The organism is Novosphingobium sp. B-7 (genome assembly GCF_000410615.1).
Classification (GTDB): domain Bacteria; phylum Pseudomonadota; class Alphaproteobacteria; order Sphingomonadales; family Sphingomonadaceae; genus Novosphingobium; species Novosphingobium capsulatum.
In genome coordinates this window covers 13,612-31,899 of record NZ_KE148392.1, presented here as the reverse complement: position 1 = coordinate 31,899, position 18,288 = coordinate 13,612, and the positions used below count along the sequence as shown (strand labels likewise).

Sequence of the window (18,288 nt, the reverse complement as noted above, 5' to 3'; positions counted from 1 at the left end):
ACCTAGGGATGCGGAGGCTAAGATATGTTCAAGCCGCGCTGCGCAGTGCACCGCACCTTGCGTTAGGCAAATATCCAGCGCCCACGCGAAAGGGCCGGGAAACCAGGTTGCCGGCCCTTTCTGTTGTCTGTGCCCACGCGCCCAGGCGGACGCTGGCGCAGCGCTTACTTCTTGGAGCGCAGTTTGCGGTGCGCGCCCAGGTCGAGCACTTCGCTCGGCCCGTCGTTGTCCAGCAGGCCAAGGCGGCGCGCTACTTCCTGATAGGCTTCTTCCTCGCCACCCAGGTCGCGGCGGAAACGGTCCTTGTCCAGCTTTTCGCCGGTGACCATGTCCCACAGGCGGCAGCCATCGGGGCTGATTTCGTCGGCCAGGATCACGCGGCTATAGTCGCCATCCCAGATGCGGCCGAATTCCAGCTTGAAGTCCACCAGGCGGATGTTGATCGCCGCGAACATGCCGACCAGGAAGTCGTTCACGCGGATCGCCATCGAGGAAATGTCCTGCATTTCCTCGTTGCTGGCCCAGCCGAAGCAGGCGATGTGCTCTTCGGCGATCATCGGATCGCCCAGCGCATCGTCCTTGTAATAGTATTCGATCAGGGTGTGGGGCAGCGGCTCGCCTTCGGGAATGCCCAGGCGCTTGGAAATGGAACCGGCCGCCACATTGCGCACCACCACTTCGATCGGCACGATTTCCACCTGGCGCACCAGCTGCTCGCGCATGTTGAGGCGGCGGATGAAATGCGTGGGAATGCCGATGTGGGCCAGGCGCGTGAACACATACTCGCTGATGCGGTTGTTGATCACGCCCTTGCCGTTGATCGTCCCGCGCTTCTGCGCGTTGAACGCGGTGGCATCATCCTTGAAATACTGGATGAGAGTGCCCGGCTCGGGGCCTTCATAAAGGATCTTGGCCTTGCCTTCGTAGATCTGGCGGCGACGCGACATGCGGCTTCTTCCTGCGCGGCGGGGGCGATTCGGCCCGCCCCCATGGAAAAACAAGAAACCCCGGCAAACGAGGGAGCCGCGTGGCGACTGCATCGTGTGGGCCGGGGCATTCCCATTCGCCCATATGCGAAAAAGCACGGAAACGCAAACGCTGGCCGGGCGTTCGGCATTTCAGAACATTTAATCCGATCTTATCGCCCTATCTTGAATGTCGCTGGTGCGGCACAAGACTGGGCAAGACGGCACGGCGCGGTGGCTTGATCCCTCGATGATCCACCGGCTGCGTCACCCAAGTTTACCCTCTCTGCCCAAGGATGATGTGTGATGAGCAAGGTTCTGGTTCTCTATTACTCCAGCTATGGCCACATCGAAACCATGGCCAACGCCATTGCCGAAGGTGCCCGCGAAACCGGCGCCACGGTCGACGTGAAGCGCGTGCCCGAAACCGCCCCGCTCGAAGTGGCGCAGGCTGCCCACTTCAAGCTTGATCAGGCGGCCCCTGTCGCCACCGTTGCCGAACTGGCCGAATACGATGCCATCATCGTCGGCACCGGCACCCGCTTTGGCCGTATCAGCTCGCAGATGGCCGCGTTCCTCGACCAGGCCGGTGGGCTGTGGGCCAAGGGCGCGCTCAACGGCAAGGTCGGCGCGGCTTTCACGTCCACCGCCAGCCAGCACGGCGGCCAGGAAGTCACGCTGTTCTCGATCCTGACCAACCTGCTGCACTTCGGCATGACGATCGTTGGCCTCGACTATGGCTTCCAGGGCCAGCTGACGCTTGATGCCGTGCACGGCGGCACCCCCTATGGCGCCAGCACGATCGCCGGTGGCGACGGCAGCCGCCAGCCCAGCGAGATCGAACTGGACGGCGCGCGCTATCTCGGCCGCCGCGTGGCCAACACGGCCAACAAGCTGTTCGACTGATCGCCCTCTCGGCCTGCACTCCCTCAGGCTGCCCCCCTCAGGTGGATCGATGCAAGCGGCGCGGGCCTGTTCCCGCGCCGCTTCATTGCATATGGGCAATACAGCATGCCAAAACGGGTTGTGGCAGCCAGCGGATTGATCGGCTAGCGCTGTGGCGACACTGCCTTTCCACGGAGACCCGCCCATGTCGCGCGCCGCCACGCTGGCCCTGCTTGAAACCTATTACGCCGCCTTCAACGCCGGGGATTGGAACGGCATGCTGGCGTGCCTGGCCGATGACGTGACACACGATATCAACCAGGGCAGCCGCCAGGTGGGCAAGGACACCTTTGCCACGTTCCTTGGCCATATGGAGCGGTGCTACAAGGAACGCCTCGAAGACATCGTGCTGATGGCCAGCGAAGACGGCAGCCGCGCCGCCGCCGAATTCGTCGTCCATGGCAGCTATCTCGCCACCGACGAAGGCCTGCCCGAGGCGGCCGGGCAAACCTATGTGCTGCCGGCCGGCGCCTTTCTGGCGATCGAAGGCGGCAAGATCACCCGCTTGACGATGTATTACAACCTGGCTGACTGGACCGCGCAGGTCGTCGGCGCATGAGCGTCAGCGTCCGCCCGCTGAGCGGTGCGGAAGTGGGCGCCGCGCTGGATGACCTGGCGGCCTTGCGCATCGCCGTGTTTGCCGCCTGGCCCTATCTCTATGACGGGGATCGTGCTTACGAGGCGCGCTATCTCGCCGAATATGCCGCCGCGCCCGGCGCCGTGCTGGTCGCTGCGTTCGATGGCGTGCGCATTGTCGGGGCGGCCACCGCCGCGCCGATGCGGCATCAGAAGGCGGCCTTTCGCATGCCCTTCGAACAGCGCGGCATCGCCACGCAAGACCTGTTCTATTTTGGCGAAAGCGTGCTGCTGCCCGAATATCGCGGGCAGGGCATTGGCCACGCGTTCTTCGATCATCGCGAGGATGCTGCCCGCGCTGCCGGGGCACAGGCTGCCTGCTTTGCCGCAGTGATTCGTCCCGCCGACCATCCCGCCCGCCCTGCCGGCTACCGCCCGCTCGATGCCTTCTGGCAGGCGCGCGGTTATGCCCTGGTGCCGGGCCTGGTGACCGAGTTGCCGTGGAAAGACCATGGCGAGGCGCAAGAGAGTGCCAAGCCGATGCAGTACTGGCTCAAGTCCCTGTCGTAAAAAGGCACGCCATGCCCCGTTTCACCGTTGCCGCCGCACAATATCCGATCGACCGCCTGGCCGATTGGGCCGCCTACGAAGCCAAGCTGACCACCTGGGTGGAACAGGCTGTGGCCGGCGGCGCGGCGCTCTTGGTGTTTCCCGAATACGGCGCGATGGAACTGGCCAGCCTGGACCCGGCAACGATGGGCGATCTGGCCGGATCGATCGATACGGTATCGGCCCTGCTGCCGCAGGTCGATGCGCTGCACGCGCGGCTGGCGCAGGCCCATGGCGTGCACATCCTCGCTGCCAGCGCCCCGCGTCGCACCGCCGATGGCCAGGTGTGCAACACGGCGCGGCTGTTTGCCCCCAGCGGCGCCATGGCCAGCCAGGACAAGCTGATCATGACCCGCTTCGAGCGCGAGGAATGGTTCATCACCGGCGGCGATGGCCTGCGCCTGTTCGATACCGCGCTGGGCCGGCTGGTGGTGGTGATCTGCTACGACAGCGAATTTCCGCTGCTGGCGCGCGCGGCAGTGGAAGCGGGCGCGCAGGTTCTGCTCGTGCCCAGTTGTACCGATACGCTGCACGGCTATTGGCGGGTGCGCCTGGGCAGCCAGGCCCGCGCGCTGGAGGGGCAATGCTATGCCATCCAGTCTCCCACTGTGGGCGATGCCGCCTGGTCTCCGGCAGTCGACGTGAACCGTGGCGCGGCCGGGGTCTATGGCCCGCCTGATGCAGCGCCAGCCGGTGGCGGCATGCCGGCCGATGGCGTGCTGGCGCTGGGCGAGGAAGGCGTGGGCCAATGGGTCTTCGCCACGATCGACACGGCCCATGTTGATGCCCTGCGCGCCGACGGTGGCGTATTGCTGGTGCGCCACTGGGCCGAACAGCCCGGGGCCGCGCCCTTGCCGCAGGTGGAAGTGATCTCGCTGCGCTGAGTGGCGTGGAGAAGTTCCCATGGCTGGTTACGCCAAAATGACGCCGATATCGGTTTATCAACGCTGCCCCTTGCGCAATCCGCCATCCAGAAGTTTTCCCTTAACCTGATCCAGTTAGGCAGTGTTGTGCGTTAAGTTTGGGGGTGGCAGTGAAGACTTCGTTGGCTCTTGCTTTGCTTGGTTCTTGCTTGATGGCGGTGCCATCTTGGCAGGCTGTTGCTGCGACGGCCGGGGACTCGAGTCCCAACCCGCTCGCTTCGCGGTTGGTCGCCCTGACATTTCCAGCCGAAATGATCCGGCGAGACACCGCAAAGGCTTATGCGACAAACTTCCGCGCATCCATGCTCCGAAACCCTCAGGTGCAAGCGGCCATGCAGCGTACGCCCGGCCTGCTCGAAACAATCGTCAACGCAGTGTCCATGAAGCTGGACCAAGTGCTGACAGCCCTTATTCCATCGTTGGAGAGCAACGCTGCCGCATCCTATGCTGCCAAGATGTCGCCGGCGGAGCTTCAAGCCGCAATCACATTTTACTCTGGCCCAGTTGGCCGGAAACTGGTGATGGCCACTCCTGCGGTCGCGATGGGCGACGATGTCCGAAAAATCCTGAGTTCTGCTGAGCTTGCTGAGTTTGCGGCTTTTTCGCAGTCATCGGCAGGGCAAAAAATGGGAGCGTTGAGGCCTCAGCAAACCAACGACATGCGCATGGCGGTGAATCATGCCTTGGAAGCTGCCGAGCCTCAAATAGACGCTGCTGCTAAATCCGCTGGCCAGGCGTATATCCGTGCGCACCAGCCAAAAAATCACTGAGTCTCGTTATCGACGGCAAAGAGAAACCTGGGGCCCCATCAGCGGCCTCTGGACCTGTCCGCGCGGCCTCGTCATGATCCTGTCGCAAAGCCTGTCCAGGGCGCCCATGGCATTGGCAAAAGGATGAACCCCATGACTGTTTCGCGCCGTTCGATCCTGGCCATGGGGGCCGGCGCGGCCATGCTACCCGGCGCCCGCGCTCTGGCCAGCACCTTGGCCCAGCGCCATGGCCGCCACGCCCGGACGGCGCATCCCCTGGTGCTGGGGCATCGCGGCGCCTGCGCGCACCGGCCCGAACATACGCAGGCATCCTATCAACGCGCGGTGGCCGATGGCGCCGATTTCATCGAGCCCGATCTGGTTCCCACCCGCGATGGCGTGCTGGTGTCGCGCCATGAACCCAATATCGTCGACACCACCGACGTGGCCGCCCACCCCGAATTTGCCGCGCGCAAGACCACCAAGGTCATCGATGGCGAGCGGCAGGAAGGCTGGTTCGTCGAGGACTTTACCCTGGCCGAACTCAAGACCCTGCGCGCCAAGGAGCGGCTGGGCACGCTGCGTCCTGAGAGCATGGCGTTCGACGGGCAGTTCCCGGTGCTGACGTTCGACGAGATCGTGGCCTTTGCCGCCAAGGCCGCGCGCGGGCGCCAGCGGCCGCTGGGGATCATTCCCGAAATCAAGCATTCCAGCTATTTCCACAGCCTGGGCCACGATATGGAGGCCAAGCTGCTGGCGGCCATTCGCGCCCATGCCTGGCTGCAACAGGCGCCGGTGATCGTGCAATCGTTCGAAGTGGCCAATCTCAAGCGGCTGCGCGGCATGCTGGCGCCCTGGCGCAACATCGCGCTGATGCAACTGGCCGATGAACCCGACAAGCGCACCGGTGACGCCATCGCCAGCGGCGGCACGCTCACCTATGGCGCGATGCTGTCGGCCAGTGGCCTGGACGATGTGGCCGGCTATGCCGATTGGATCGCGCCATGGAGCCGCACCCTGATGCCCGAAACGGCAGACGGACACCTCGCGCCGCCGCAGCCGATCATCGCCGATGCGCACCGTGCCGGGCTGCTGGTGGGTGCCTATACATTCCGGCCAGAACCGCAATTCCTGCCCGCCAGCCTGCGCCAGTGCGGCACCGCGCTGCGCTGCGAAAGCGGCAGTGTTGCGGAAATCCGCGCCTATCTTGCCGCCGGGCTGGACGGGTTTTTCACCGATGATCCTGCGCTGGGTCGTCGCGCGGTCGACGGGGCCTGATCATCCAGGGCAAATCCGCCCGTCTGCAATTTCCTGCGGCTTGGCGCTGGACTTTTTGCATTGCAGCGTATTTTATTGCGCTGCGACGGGCATCGCCAGGCCGCGCGCCGGATGCGGTGCGTGCGCCCGACTCACCACATGCCTGCGCAGGGTTCATGTGGAAGGGAATGCGGTGAGCCAGCCAGCCGTGCTGTTTGTTTGCCTGGGCAATATCTGCCGCTCGCCGTTGGCCGAGGCTGCGTTCCGGGCCGAGGCGGTCAAGGCCGGGCTGGCCGTGACCATCGATTCGGCCGGCACTGGCGGCTGGCACGCTGGCAATCCGCCCGATCCGCGTGCGCAGGCGGTGGCCTTGCAGCACGGTATCGACATTTCCCGCTATCGTGCCCGCCAGGTGACTGAGGCCGATTTCACCCGCTTTGGCCAGATCTATGCGCTCGATTCGCAGAACCTGCAGGATCTGCGGCGCATGGCCCCGCGCCGCACCCTGGCGCGGATGGGCCTGTTGATGGATTTGGTGCCGGGCCGGGAAGGGCAGGCGGTGATCGATCCCTATTACGGCGACGAGCAGGATTTTCTCGAAGCCTGGGATGACGTAAGCGAAGCGGCCCGCCGCCTGGTGGCGCGCATGTTGCGCTAGGTTCTGGTAGTTCCCTTATCCCTCTTGATTTGCGCCGCGAAACGCACGAAAGCACCGCCCATGCCTGCACGCATCTATCAGCGCCCGAAGAATGCCATGCAGTCCGGCAAGGCCCGGACTGCCGACTGGCTCCTGGAATTCGCCCCGGCCGAGGCCAAGCGCCCCGATCCCTTGATGGGTTGGGCCGGTTCCGGCGATACCCAGCAGCAAGTCATCCTTACGTTCGAGACCGAGGCAGACGCTCGCGCCTATGCCGACAAGTATGGCATTGCCGTGCATGTCACGCCCACGCCGCCGCGCCGGCTCAAGCTGCAAAGCTACGCTGACAATTTCCGCTGATTGATCAAGCCGGCGCTTGCAATCGGCGCGCGCCGGCGCCATAGGGCGGGCCGGGAGTCGGGCGGACGTTTGCGTTCGCCAACCTGGTCAGGTCCGGAAGGAAGCAGCCACAACGGATTGCGGCGGGTCGCCCGGCTCCTTCTCACCCTCACATTGTAACGCGCCGCCGCCTGGTCGATCGGATCAGGCCTGCTGCCCGGATGCCTTCATCCGCTCGCGCGCCGCCTCGCGCCCTTCCGCCGCCGGCACCAGGCCCATCGCCTTGCCCAGTCCGAACGCGGGCATATCCACATAGATGGTTTCGCTGCCGCCGGCTGGCACGGCATAGGTTTCGTGAAAAATGCCCACGCCGCCGCGTTGCTGGCGCGCTGCCTTGTTGAACGCGACCCAGGCTGGCCAATGCGTGTGGTCGCGGCTGCGGGCATAGGCTTCCAGGCTGTCGAAATCGCGCCAGTATTGCACTAGCATGATCGTGCGCAGCCCGCGCAGCATGGGTTCGTACCCCAGGAAGCCGCTGTCGGGCGCGGCGGAAAGCTCGGCCAGCATCGGGCCCATCGCGCGCGACACGGGCAGCCATTCGCGCACGGCGCGGAAGCGGTTGATGCGCATGCCGATCAGGAACACGACCAGCGGCGTGGTGGTCTGGGCGGTGCGGCGGCCGGGCAGGATCGTGGGCATCACAAATTGGTATCAAATCAGAATCGCGGCGCAAGCTTGCGGGAAACCGCCTTGCCCCCGTTCGACATTTGCAGCCTTTGCGCCTACCTAGGGGCGCGATGGCCGATTCAACCGACATGTTTGGGCACGAACCCGAAACCCCCGATGCCCCGCCGCAAGAGGCTGCGCCCAGCGCGGCCGAACTCGAAGCGGCTGGACAGGGCGCGATGTTCGGCGATCCCGCGCCCGTGGCCAAGCCTGCGCCCGTTGCGCCCCAGCCTGTGCAAGCGCCTGCCGCTAAGCCGGCACCGGCCGCTGCGCCGGCACAGCCCTATCGCGTGCTGGCGCGCAAGTATCGCCCGCAAACCTTTTCCGCGCTGATCGGCCAGGAAGCCATGGTGCAAACCCTGGCCAACGCGATCCGGCGTGACCGGCTGGCCCATGCCTTCTTGATGACCGGCGTGCGCGGGGTGGGCAAGACCAGCACCGCGCGCCTTATCGCCAAGGCCCTCAATTGCATCGGCCCGGACGGGCAGGGCGGCCCGACGATCGACCCGTGCGGCCAGTGCGAACCGTGCCAGGCCATTGCCGAAGGCCGCCATATCGACGTGATCGAGATGGACGCGGCCAGCCACACCGGCGTGGACGACGTGCGCGAGATCATCGAGGCGGTGCGCTATGCCGCTGTCTCGGCCCGCTACAAGATCTACATCATCGACGAAGTGCACATGCTCTCGCGCAACGCGTTCAACGCGCTGCTCAAGACGCTGGAAGAACCGCCGGCGCATGTGAAGTTCCTGTTCGCCACGACAGAGGTGGACAAGCTGCCGGTCACGGTGCTCTCGCGCTGCCAGCGGTTCGATCTGCGGCGCATCCCGACCGCGCTGCTGGCCGATCATTTCGGCCACGTCTGCAAGGCCGAAGGGGTCGAGGCCGAGGCCGAGGCCCTGGCCATGGTGGCCGCCGCCGCCGAAGGCTCGGCACGTGACGGGCTTTCGATCCTCGATCAGGCGATCAGCCATGCCGATCTGGCGAGCAGCGGCGATGGCTCGGTGATCACGGTTTCGGCCGCGCAAGTGCAGGACATGCTCGGCCTGGCCGACAAGACGCTGCAACGCCGCCTGTTTGCCGCCATGCTCAAGGGTGATGGTGCCGCGCTGCTCGCTGAAGTGGCGCATCAATATGCCCTGGGGATCGAGCCGGTCGCCATGCTGCGCGCGCAGCTCGATCTGGTGCACAAGGTCACTGTCACCCAGATCAGCGGGCCAGAGGGCGAGGCGCGCTCGGCCGAAGAGGCCGCGGCGCTGCAGGGCTGGGCCGGCGATCTGGCGCCCGGGCAGTTGCACCGCCTGTGGCAACTGCTGCTCAAGGGCCATGACGAGGTGAAGACCGCGCCCGATCCGCTGGTGGCGGCGCAGATGGCCCTGCTGCGCGTGCTGCACGCGGCCGACATGCCCGATCCCGGCGGCCTGGTGCGCAAGCTGGAAGAAATGCTGGCGCAAGGGCCTGCCCTGGCCGCGAGCATGGCCGCGCAGCCCACGTCCGATGGCGCCCCGGCTGCAGCGATGCCGTCAGCGCCCGCCACGGGTATCGCCATGGATTGGCAAGCCCTGGTGGAGCAGGTGGAAGAGGTCTCGCCGCTCACCGGCGCCACCATGCGCCTGTCGGTCCGCCTGATCGAATTGCGCATGGGCACGCTGCGCTATCAGCTGGCGCCGGGCCTGCCGGGCGATCCCACGCCCGACATCAAGAAAGCGCTGCAGAACATCACCGGCCAGGCCTGGCTGGTGGAACGGCTCGATGGCGAAGCGGCCCAGGGCGCGCAGCCCAGCCTGGTGGAAGCCAAGGCCGCCTTGGAGGCCGAGGCCGAAGCCGCGATGCGTGCCGATCCGCTGGTGCGCGCTGCGCTTGAAGCCTTTCCCGGCGCTGAAATTCTCGACGAATCCAACCCCGCCACGGCTGAACGCCGGCCGTGGTCGCCTGCGCGGAGCAGACAAGCATGAAGTCCATGGAAGAAATGATCCAGGCGGCACAGAAGGCCGCTGAAACCATCCAGAAGCAGATGGAGGATGCCCAAGGCCGCCTCGATGCGATCGAGGTGGAGGGCGCTGCCGGCGGTGGCCTGGTCACCATCAAGGCCTCGGCCAAGGGCCGCGTGATCGGCGTGTCGATCGATGACAGCCTGCTGGTTCCGGCCGACAAGGGCATTCTCGAAGACCTAGTCGCTGCCGCGTTCAACGATGCGCGGGCCAAGGCCGATGCCGCCGCTGCCGAAGAAATGCAGAAAGTGCAGATGGCGGCGGGCATCCCGCCGGGCTTCAAGCTGCCGTTCTGAGCGGCGGCGCAACCTTTCAAGATTACCGTTGTTTCCCCATGGCTGCGCGCCTGATCGGTCTTTCGTTCAGCGCCCAGTCATGGTGAGACCGACTACGGGGACATGATGATCGTATTGCTTGCCGCTGCGTTGGCCGGGACCACGCCGATAGATGATGGCGCGCCGCCGCAGCCGGTTGCGGGCACCCCTGCCGCATCTGCCCCTGCCGTGACCGCGCCTGCCGCTCCTGCCACCGCGCCGGCCGTACCTTCTACCCCAGAACAAGCGCCCGCCCGCGCACCCGATGGCCAGATTCTCCCCGTCATCGTGCTGCCCACGGTCACGCCGGTTGCCGCCAACGATACCGCTGCCGAGACGCAGCCAGCTGACGAAGGCGCCATTGTCGTCAACGCGCGGCGCGGCCCACCGCCTGGCGACCCGGTCATCGCGCTCAACAAGGTGACCTTTGCCGCCACCCAGGCGGTTGACCGCGCGGTAATCGGGCCGGCTGCCAAGGCCTATGGCTCGATCGTGCCAGCGCCCATTCGCACGGGTTTCCGGCATTTCTTCACCAACCTGACCGAGCCGGTTATCGCGCTGAATTTCCTGCTGCAGTTGAAGCCCGGCAAGGCTGCTGAAACGCTGGGCCGTTTCGCCATCAATTCCACCATCGGCGTGGGCGGCCTGCTCGATGTGGCCGTGGCCAAGCCGTTCAAGCTGCCTTATCGCCGCAACGGCTTTGGCTATACCCTTGCCTATTATGGCGTGGGGCCAGGGCCGTTCCTGTTCGTCCCGCTGGTTGGGCCCACCACCCTGCGCGACGTGATCGGCCTGGGCCTCGATCGTGCGTTCCTGCCGGCGATTGTGGGCGGCCCGCTGCGCAGCCCTGCCTATGTCACCGGCAGCTTCGTGGTGCGTTCGCTCAACGATCGTCTCGACGATGACCGCCGCATCCAGGCGATGCGCAAGGCTGGCGATCCCTATCTCGCCGCCAAGGAAGGTTATCTCGCGGCCCGCCAGGAGCAGATCGACGAGCTCAAGGGGCACAAGCACAAGGATAAGGTCGCTCCGGTCCCCGATGCGCAGACGCCGCCTGCCGCGATGACTCCCGCGGCACCGGCGCCATCGCCCACCGGGCCAGCGACCACCGGGCCGGCGCACGCCCCGGATGGCCAGGTGCTGCCCCCGATCGTGCTGCCCGCGCCAGCCGCTACCCCGGCAGCGGCACCAGCCACCACCACCCCCTGATCGGCGCACCGCCGCCCCACAGGCCAAGTCCCACGCAAAAAGGCTGAAAACCGGCAATCCCCAACCGTCTTGGCGCTTGGGCATTGCGGGGCGGCGCCTTGCACCCCATATCTGCCTCAAGCCCTGCCGGTTTGGGTTCATGTGCGGCAGGTGGGACGGACATTTGCACTTATGACTTTGTATCCCCTGCTGCCCTTGCGCGATATCGTGGTGTTCCCCGGTATGGTCGTGCCGCTATTTGTCGGCCGCGAAAAGTCGGTTGCCGCCCTGGAAACGGCCATGGCCGGGTCCAAGGACATCTTCCTGCTGGCCCAGCTCGACCCCGGCTGCGACGATCCCGATCGCGATGATCTCTATGAAACCGGCGTGATCGCCACGGTACTCCAGCTGCTCAAGCTGCCCGACGGCACCGTGCGTGTCCTCGTCGAAGGCAACCAGCGTGCCGAGCTCAAGACGCTCAACGCGGAAAGCTCCAGCCACGGCGACATGCTGATGGCCGAGGTCGAGCCGATCGAGCCGGGCAGTGTCTCGGGCACCGAAGTGTCGGCGATGATGCGCTCGGTGGTCGATCAGTTCGCCGAATATGCCAAGCTTTCCAAGAAGCTGCCGCAGGATGCCGGGCAGCAGCTGGGCGATATCGAAGACGCCGGCAAGCTGGCCGATGCCGTGGCTGCCAACCTGGCGGCCAAGGTGGCCGACAAGCAGGCCGTGCTTTCGGAAAGCGATGCGCTCAAGCGCCTGGAAATGGTGCTTTCCTTCATGGAAGGCGAACTGGGCGTGCTCCAGGTCGAGCGCAAAATCCGTGGCCGCGTCAAGCGCCAGATGGAAAAGACCCAGCGGGAATACTACCTCAACGAGCAGCTCAAGGCGATCCAGTCGGAACTGGGTGGCGGCGACGGCGAGGAAGCCAACGAGATCCAGGAACTGCAGGACAAGATCGACAGCCTCAAGCTGTCGAAGGAAGCCCGCGCCAAGGCCAATGCCGAGCTGAAAAAGCTCAAGACCATGCAGCCGATGAGCGCGGAAGCCACCGTGATCCGCAACTACCTCGATGTGCTGCTGGGCTTGCCGTGGGGCAAGCGCTCCAAGCTCAAGAAGGATATTCCGGGCGCCCAGGCGGTGCTCGATGCCGATCACTACGCGCTGGACAAGGTCAAGGATCGCATCGTCGAATACCTGGCCGTGCAGGCGCGCACCAACAAGCTCAAGGGACCGATCCTGTGCCTCGTTGGCCCGCCGGGCGTGGGCAAGACCTCGCTGGGCAAGTCGATCGCCAAGGCCACCGGCCGGCAGTTCATCCGCCAGTCGCTGGGCGGCGTGCGCGACGAGGCCGAAATCCGTGGCCACCGCCGCACCTACATCGGCTCGCTACCGGGCAAGATCGTCACCAACCTGCGCAAGGCTGGTGCCTCCAACCCGCTGTTCCTGCTCGACGAGATCGACAAGCTGGGCCAGGATTTCCGGGGCGATCCCGCTTCGGCCCTGCTCGAAGTGCTCGACCCCGAACAGAACGCCAAGTTCCAGGATCACTACCTGGAACTGGACATCGACCTGTCCGACGTGATGTTCGTGTGCACGGCCAACAGCCTCAACCTGCCGCAGCCGCTGCTCGATCGCATGGAGATCATCCGCCTCGAAGGTTATACCGAGGATGAGAAGGTCGAAATCGCCGAGCGCCATCTGGTAAGCAAGCAGGTGGAAGCACACGGCCTGCGCAAGGGTGAGTTCACGCTGACGCAGGACGCGCTGCGCGATCTGATCCGCTATTACACCCGCGAAGCGGGCGTGCGCACGCTGGAGCGCGAAGTGGCCCGGCTCGCGCGCAAATCGTTGCGCAAGATTCTGGAAGGCAAGGAAAAGAGCGTGACCATCACGCCTGAAAACCTGGCCGAGTTCGCCGGTGTGCGCAAATTCCGCCACGGCGTCTCTGACGAGGAAAACCAGGTTGGCGCCGTCACGGGCCTCGCCTGGACCGAAGTGGGCGGCGAATTGCTGACGATCGAAAGCGTGACGGTGCCCGGCAAGGGTGCGGTGCGCACGACGGGCAAGCTGGGCGAAGTGATGAGCGAAAGCGTCCAGATGGCGTTCAGCTTCGTCAAGGCGCGCAGCCCGGCCTATGGCATCAAGCCGTCGATCTTCCAGCGCAAGGATCTGCATATCCACCTGCCCGAAGGCGCCGTGCCCAAGGACGGGCCGAGCGCGGGCATCGGCATGGTCACCGCGATGGTCTCGACGCTGACCGGTGTTCCGGTGCGTGCCGATGTGGCGATGACCGGGGAAGTGACGCTACGCGGCCGTGTGCTGGCGATCGGGGGATTGAAGGAAAAGCTGCTCGCCGCGCTGCGCGGTGGCATCAAGACGGTCCTGATACCCGAGGAAAACCGCAAGGATCTGGCGGAAATCCCCGCCAATATCCGCGAAGGGCTGGAGATCGTGCCGGTGTCGCATGTCGACGAGGTTCTGGCGCGGGCGCTGGTTGCCCCGGTGGAAGCGATCGAATGGACCGAAGCCGACGACCTTGCCACGCAGCCGGCGGCGGCCCCCCTGGGCGGCAGCCCGGCAGCGGCACGCACCGCGCACTGAGCGCAGTTTCTACCGTAGTTTGACGGGAGCCGCGCGCAACATCGTTGCGCGCGGCTTTTGCCTGCCCGCAAAGTCGGTTGCCATCGGGGATAAATTGCGGGTTTTGCGTGCTTTTGCCTTTGACAGCGCTTTTTTTCTCGGCTCTTTTCCGCCGCACCCGAAATCACGATTTTCCAACATTTGCTGTCCAGTAGATTGGTAGGGGGTTTCCGCACATGAACAAGAACGATCTGATCAGCGCCGTCGCCGATGTCAGCGGCCTGTCCAAGGGCGATGCCATCAAGGCTGTCGAAGCCGTGTTCGAATCGATTTCCGGCGCGCTGGCCAAGGGTGAGGAAGTGCGCCTGGTCGGCTTCGGCACGTTCTCGGTTGCCAAGCGCAAGGCGTCGACCGGCCGCAACCCCCGCACCGGCGAACCGATGGCCATCAAGGCTTCGGCCCAGCCCAAGTTCAAGGCCGGCAAGGGGCTCAAGGACGCGGTGAACTGACCCCATCGCGCCGCAAGGCAAAAAAAGAGGCCGCGTCGCATGCCGACGCGGCCTCTTTTGTGGAAAAAGAATTCCCGTGTTCCGCACAAAGGCGGTTCAGTCGTCCACGCTCGGGCGCGTGGCGGCGGCATAGAGGGCGATGGCGGCCGCGTTGGAGACATTGAGGCTTTCGATCGCGCCGCTGATCGGCAGGCGGGCAATGGCATCGCAATGCTGCATCACGTTGTGCCGCATGCCTTCGCCCTCGGCGCCCAGTACCAGCGCCACCGGGCCGGCGGGCAGGGCATGGGGAAATTCCGCCTCGCCTTCGCCGTCCAGGCCGATTCGCCAATAGCCGGCCTCGGAAATCGATTCGAGCGCGCGTGCCAGGTTGACCACCCGCACCCACGGCACCGATTCCAGCGCGCCCGATGCCGATTTGGCCAAAGTGCCCGATTCGGGCGGGGCATGGCGATCCTGCGTGATCAGCGCGGCCACGTCGAATGCGGCACAGCTGCGCAGGATGGCGCCCACGTTGTGCGGATCGGTGACCTGATCGAGCAGCACCAGGGTGCGGCCCTCGGCCTCTTCCAGCACATCGTCCAGCGCCACATCGTCCAGCGGCAGGCATTCCAGCACCAGGCCCTGGTGCGGCGCATCACGCGCCACTAGGCGCCCCAGATCCACCGCCTGGGCATATTCCACCGGCAGATCGCGTGGCAGTTCGGCGTCATGGTTGTCCAGCATTTCCTGGATCGCCTCGCGCGTGCCCCACAGCTTCTTGGCGGTGCGGTTGGGGTTGGTCAGCGCTGCTTCCACGGCATGGCGGCCCCACAGCCGCACCGTGCCGGTGCTGCCACGGCCCGATCCGCGCCCACCCTGGTTGCGTCCGGCCCGGCCGCGCAATGAGCGGCTCTTCTTGCCACTGTCGTGGCGCTTGTCTTGGTCATCATCGTGGCGGGGCATTGCGAACACCTGTGCATAAAAATCGAAAACTGCATCGCCCTTAGCCAGCCCCCCCATTGACAGGCAAGCGATGGTTCGCCAAAGGGCCTCTCACTCGGCCGGACGGACCGGATCGCTTGCAGCGAAACGGCCCATTCAAATGCAGGAAAGCCTTGAAAAAGGCGCTCCTCGCACCGGCAAATCTGGTGTGGACAGGTGGCCGAGTGGTTAAAGGCAGCAGACTGTAAATCTGCCCGCGCAAGCGTACGCTAGTTCGAATCTAGCCCTGTCCACCACCAGTACTCAATTTCCTTAGTTTTCACGGGATATACCTCGTTTTTGAGGCGGGCCTCACGGCCGCCCCGGTCGTTGCGGCAGCGTCACCTGCGGGTTTGGCGTGGCGCTGGGCACCAGGCCATAGTCGTATGTCTCGCTGGCCTTCCAGGTATGGCCGCAAACCACATTGGTGCACTGGTAATAGATCTCGCGGTGGGTGTCGGTAACCGGCCGGCTCGATCGCCGTTGACCCGGTTGGTGGCAATGGGGGCAATGCAGGCGCCCGGTGCGCGGCTGCCCCGTGGTGGGGGATGGCATGGTGGATCTCCGTCTGTATCGATAAATCTATAATGCACCAATCTATCGTCTAGGCAATAGATAAATGAATTGCCGATTTATAGTTTAATCTATAAACCGCTATCCATGACACTGGGTGATCGCATTGCCGCGCGAATCAGCGCGTTGGGCCTGTCGCAGGCGGAATTGGCGCGCCGCGTCGGCATTTCACAGCCGAGCGTGAACCACCTCATCCGCAAGGGGGCGCAAGGGTCGCGCCATATCCACGCCATAGCCCGCGCTCTCGAAACGAGCGTGGAATATCTCACCGGTGAAACCGATGACCCCGCCAACGATGGTCGCCGTGCGCCATCGGTTTCGGTAGTTGCCGGAGCCATGGGCCTGGTTGCCGTGCGCGAGGTCGATCTGGCGATCGGCCTGGGCGCCGCCTATATCGACCAGCCTATCGCCGATGTGCAGCGCATGTTTCCGCGCGAATGGCTCGATCTCTATACCCGTGCTCCGGCGGAAAGTCTGATCATTGCGCGCGGTTCCGGGGACAGCATGATCCCCACTATCCTCGATAACGATCTGCTGCTGATCGATACCAGCCAAGCCGTGCCGCGCCTGGCCGATCAGGTCTGGGCGGTCAGCTATTGCGGGCTGGGTTGCGTCAAGCGGCTGCGGCCCAGCAAGGATGGCGGCTGGCTGCTGATGGCCGACAATCCTGCCATTTCCCCGATCACTGCCTATGATGGGGAACTGCACGTGCTGGGCCGCGTCGTGGCCTATTTCCGCAAGATGTAGCGCGCCATGGTCCGTGCCAGCCGGGGATAGCCCGGCAGCGCCAGCGCCATCGCCAGCAGCGCTGCTGCGGCCGGCGGCCATTGGTGCAGGCCGGCATAGCAGGCTGCCACCGTGGGAAATACCGGCAGGGCGAGGCATTCGCGCCATACCAGCCCATGCCGGCCGGCGGGCGAAAGGCGCAGCCCCAGCCGGGCAATCGTGATCGTGCAGGTCGCTGCCAAGCTGATCAGCCAGCAGGGCCAGAACGGGGTGTGAAGGGGGATCATTGTGTGGTTCCTTTTGCGGTTGCCTCACCACAAAAGCCCAATTTGCCGCCCGGCGCGATGCTACCCTGTTGTGCAGTTTCCTTATACAACAAGGCTTTGCATGTAGTTGGCACGGCGCTGGTCGATCCCTGACAGCGGTTGGTGGCACTGGTGTGCGCCATACGCTTGCCGCGCGACGCGCCAGCGCCTAGACCGGCGGCATGCCTGGTGACATTTTTGACAATCGCGGACGCGGCAATGCCGGTTGGTCCTGGCCCTCCATCCATCCCGAAGGACGCAAGTTCGGCGCCATTGCCGGTGGCATCGCGCTGATCGCGGCCATTTTCGGCGGCAGCATCGTGGCCTGGCCGTTCGTGTTCCTGACCCTTGGCGTGCTCGCGTTCTTCCGCGATCCGGTGCGCGTGACCCCGCGTGACGATCGCTTTGTCGTGGCGCCGGCCGACGGCCTGATCACGCTGATCCAGAAGGTGGCCCCGCCGCGCGAGCTTTCGGCCGACGATGGCAGCGGCCTTGCCGCCATGGACCCGACGCCGGTTACCCGCGTGTCGATCTTCATGTCGGTGTTCGACGTGCACGTGAATCGCACCCCGATCGGCGGCACGATCCGCCGCGTGGTCTATATTCCGGGCAAGTTCCTCAATGCCGATCTCGACAAGGCGAGCGAGGAAAACGAGCGCCAGCATTTTCTGGTGGAACGCAGCGACGGCGTGAAGATCGGCTTTACGCAGATCGCTGGCTTGGTTGCGCGGCGCATCGTGCCGTTCGTCAAGAGCGGGGACATCGTCGCCGTTGGCCAGCGGGTTGGCCTCATTCGCTTTGGCAGCCGCGTTGATGTCTATCTGCCCGTCGGCACGGAGCCCAAGGTGCTGATCGGCCAGCGCGTGGTGGCCGGCGAAACCATCCTGGCCGAAATCGGCGATGCACCGCTGATCGAGGGCATCAGCCAGTGACCTTGCCGGCAGAGGACGAAGAGGCATTTTCGGGTGAAGACTTTGGCCGCCACCGGCTGCCGCGCGGGCTTACCCTGCGCGCGCTGGTGCCCAATGCCATTACCTCTGCTGCGTTATGCTGCGGGCTGACCGGTATTCGCTTTGCCATTGGTGGTGATTTCCGCGGCGCGGTGCTGGCGGTCATTCTCGCCGGCATGCTCGATGGCATCGATGGCCGTGTGGCGCGGCTGATGAAGGCGCAGTCGCGCTTTGGCGCAGAGCTCGACAGCCTGTCCGATGCCATTTCGTTCGGGGTGGCTCCGGCGCTGATTCTCTATTTGTGGTCGTTGCAGCAGATGCCGCGCTTTGGCTGGTTTGCGGCGCTGGCGCTTGCGGTATGCTGCGCCCTGCGCCTCGCCCGCTTCAACGCCCGCATCGACATGGAAGAGCAGCCGCACAAGTCCGCCGGCTTCCTGACAGGCGTTCCTGCCCCGGCCGG

21 protein-coding genes, 1 tRNA gene and 1 other RNA gene are annotated in these 18,288 nt (G+C 65.0%); 18 read left to right on the top strand and 5 right to left on the bottom strand.

Annotation, left to right across the window (positions count from 1 at the left end):
* Window positions 1-164 precede the first annotated feature (164 nt).
* Window positions 165-947 carry a phosphoribosylaminoimidazolesuccinocarboxamide synthase gene (gene purC / locus H926_RS0116765; RefSeq protein WP_022677345.1) on the bottom strand — a complete coding sequence of 261 codons (783 nt, stop codon included), beginning with the start codon at window positions 945-947 and terminating at the stop codon, window positions 165-167.
* 324 nt (window positions 948-1,271) lie between these two features.
* Between purC and wrbA the strand changes: the two genes are divergently transcribed.
* The 9 genes from wrbA to ffs all read left to right on the top strand — a co-directional run bounded on the left by wrbA (window position 1,272) and on the right by ffs (window position 7,166).
* Entirely contained in the window at window positions 1,272-1,871 is a 600-nt protein-coding gene (gene wrbA, locus H926_RS0116760) for an NAD(P)H:quinone oxidoreductase (RefSeq protein WP_022677344.1), read from the top strand.
* Window positions 1,872-2,055: 184 nt separating this feature from the next.
* Window positions 2,056-2,469 carry a ketosteroid isomerase-related protein gene (locus H926_RS0116755; RefSeq protein ID WP_022677343.1) on the top strand — a complete coding sequence of 138 codons (414 nt, stop codon included), beginning with the start codon at window positions 2,056-2,058 and terminating at the stop codon, window positions 2,467-2,469.
* Window positions 2,466-3,056, top strand: a complete 591-nt coding sequence (locus H926_RS0116750; RefSeq protein WP_022677342.1) for a GNAT family N-acetyltransferase — start codon at window positions 2,466-2,468, stop codon at window positions 3,054-3,056. Before H926_RS0116755 ends, H926_RS0116750 begins: the two co-directional genes overlap by 4 nt.
* Window positions 3,057-3,067: 11 nt before the next feature.
* The gene (locus tag H926_RS0116745; RefSeq protein WP_022677341.1) at window positions 3,068-3,979 is read left to right on the top strand and encodes a carbon-nitrogen hydrolase family protein; all 912 of its coding nucleotides are present in this window, start codon (window positions 3,068-3,070) and stop codon (window positions 3,977-3,979) included.
* 149 nt (window positions 3,980-4,128) lie between these two features.
* Window positions 4,129-4,788, top strand: a complete 660-nt coding sequence (locus tag H926_RS0116740) for a DUF2059 domain-containing protein (RefSeq protein ID WP_148291778.1) — start codon at window positions 4,129-4,131, stop codon at window positions 4,786-4,788.
* Window positions 4,789-4,920: 132 nt separating this feature from the next.
* A complete protein-coding gene (locus H926_RS0116735; protein ID WP_028658141.1) occupies window positions 4,921-6,045 on the top strand; it encodes a glycerophosphodiester phosphodiesterase family protein in 1,125 nt (374 codons plus the stop codon).
* A gap of 172 nt (window positions 6,046-6,217) precedes the next feature.
* Entirely contained in the window at window positions 6,218-6,682 is a 465-nt protein-coding gene (locus tag H926_RS0116730; protein WP_028658140.1) for a low molecular weight protein-tyrosine-phosphatase, read from the top strand.
* A gap of 60 nt (window positions 6,683-6,742) precedes the next feature.
* A complete protein-coding gene (locus H926_RS0116725; protein WP_022677337.1) occupies window positions 6,743-7,021 on the top strand; it encodes an ETC complex I subunit in 279 nt (92 codons plus the stop codon).
* A gap of 50 nt (window positions 7,022-7,071) precedes the next feature.
* Window positions 7,072-7,166, top strand: an RNA gene (gene ffs, locus H926_RS31910) — signal recognition particle sRNA small type.
* A 38-nt stretch (window positions 7,167-7,204) separates the two neighbouring features.
* On the opposite strand, the gene H926_RS0116720 is transcribed toward ffs, so the two are convergent.
* Window positions 7,205-7,699 carry a DUF4188 domain-containing protein gene (locus H926_RS0116720; protein WP_022677336.1) on the bottom strand — a complete coding sequence of 165 codons (495 nt, stop codon included), beginning with the start codon at window positions 7,697-7,699 and terminating at the stop codon, window positions 7,205-7,207.
* Between the two features lie 98 nt (window positions 7,700-7,797).
* Here H926_RS0116720 and H926_RS0116715 point away from each other — a divergent pair, with 98 nt between their 5' ends.
* From H926_RS0116715 to H926_RS0116695, 5 genes are all read left to right on the top strand, one after another.
* On the top strand, window positions 7,798-9,681 hold the full coding sequence (locus H926_RS0116715; protein WP_022677335.1) for a DNA polymerase III subunit gamma/tau: 1,884 nt from the start codon (window positions 7,798-7,800) through the stop codon (window positions 9,679-9,681).
* Window positions 9,678-10,013, top strand: coding sequence for a YbaB/EbfC family nucleoid-associated protein (locus tag H926_RS0116710; protein ID WP_022677334.1), 336 nt, complete (start codon window positions 9,678-9,680; stop codon window positions 10,011-10,013). Before H926_RS0116715 ends, H926_RS0116710 begins: the two co-directional genes overlap by 4 nt.
* 105 nt (window positions 10,014-10,118) lie before the next feature.
* The gene (locus H926_RS28245) at window positions 10,119-11,240 is read left to right on the top strand and encodes a VacJ family lipoprotein (protein ID WP_148291777.1); all 1,122 of its coding nucleotides are present in this window, start codon (window positions 10,119-10,121) and stop codon (window positions 11,238-11,240) included.
* A 171-nt stretch (window positions 11,241-11,411) separates the two neighbouring features.
* Window positions 11,412-13,823 carry an endopeptidase La gene (gene lon, locus H926_RS0116700; RefSeq protein ID WP_028658138.1) on the top strand — a complete coding sequence of 804 codons (2,412 nt, stop codon included), beginning with the start codon at window positions 11,412-11,414 and terminating at the stop codon, window positions 13,821-13,823.
* A gap of 215 nt (window positions 13,824-14,038) precedes the next feature.
* Window positions 14,039-14,311, top strand: a complete 273-nt coding sequence (locus tag H926_RS0116695; RefSeq protein ID WP_022677331.1) for an HU family DNA-binding protein — start codon at window positions 14,039-14,041, stop codon at window positions 14,309-14,311.
* A 96-nt stretch (window positions 14,312-14,407) separates the two neighbouring features.
* Here H926_RS0116695 and rlmB read toward each other — a convergent pair whose 3' ends face one another.
* Window positions 14,408-15,256: a 23S rRNA (guanosine(2251)-2'-O)-methyltransferase RlmB gene (rlmB, locus tag H926_RS0116690; RefSeq protein WP_028658137.1), complete on the bottom strand. Its 849-nt coding sequence runs from the start codon at window positions 15,254-15,256 to the stop codon at window positions 14,408-14,410.
* Between the two features lie 189 nt (window positions 15,257-15,445).
* Here rlmB and H926_RS0116685 point away from each other — a divergent pair.
* Window positions 15,446-15,531, top strand: a tRNA-Tyr gene (locus tag H926_RS0116685).
* A 55-nt stretch (window positions 15,532-15,586) separates the two neighbouring features.
* Here the strand turns inward: H926_RS0116685 and H926_RS31905 are convergent.
* Window positions 15,587-15,829 (bottom strand): ogr/Delta-like zinc finger family protein, encoded by a 243-nt coding sequence (locus tag H926_RS31905; protein ID WP_082209206.1) that lies wholly within the window; start codon window positions 15,827-15,829, stop codon window positions 15,587-15,589.
* A 105-nt stretch (window positions 15,830-15,934) separates the two neighbouring features.
* Here H926_RS31905 and H926_RS0116680 point away from each other — a divergent pair, with 105 nt between their 5' ends.
* Window positions 15,935-16,594, top strand: a complete 660-nt coding sequence (locus H926_RS0116680) for a S24 family peptidase (protein WP_022677329.1) — start codon at window positions 15,935-15,937, stop codon at window positions 16,592-16,594.
* Here H926_RS0116680 and H926_RS0116675 read toward each other — a convergent pair.
* Window positions 16,576-16,860: a hypothetical protein gene (locus H926_RS0116675; protein WP_022677328.1), complete on the bottom strand. Its 285-nt coding sequence runs from the start codon at window positions 16,858-16,860 to the stop codon at window positions 16,576-16,578. The genes H926_RS0116680 and H926_RS0116675 overlap by 19 nt on opposite strands.
* Before the next feature lie 200 nt (window positions 16,861-17,060).
* On the opposite strand from H926_RS0116675, the gene H926_RS0116670 reads away from it, so the two are divergent.
* Window positions 17,061-17,810 carry a phosphatidylserine decarboxylase gene (locus tag H926_RS0116670; protein ID WP_022677327.1) on the top strand — a complete coding sequence of 250 codons (750 nt, stop codon included), beginning with the start codon at window positions 17,061-17,063 and terminating at the stop codon, window positions 17,808-17,810.
* 2 nt (window positions 17,811-17,812) lie between these two features.
* Window positions 17,813-18,288, top strand: a 476-nt coding sequence (locus H926_RS34900; protein ID WP_237741079.1) for a phosphatidylcholine/phosphatidylserine synthase, incomplete at its 3' end; no start/stop codon positions are given.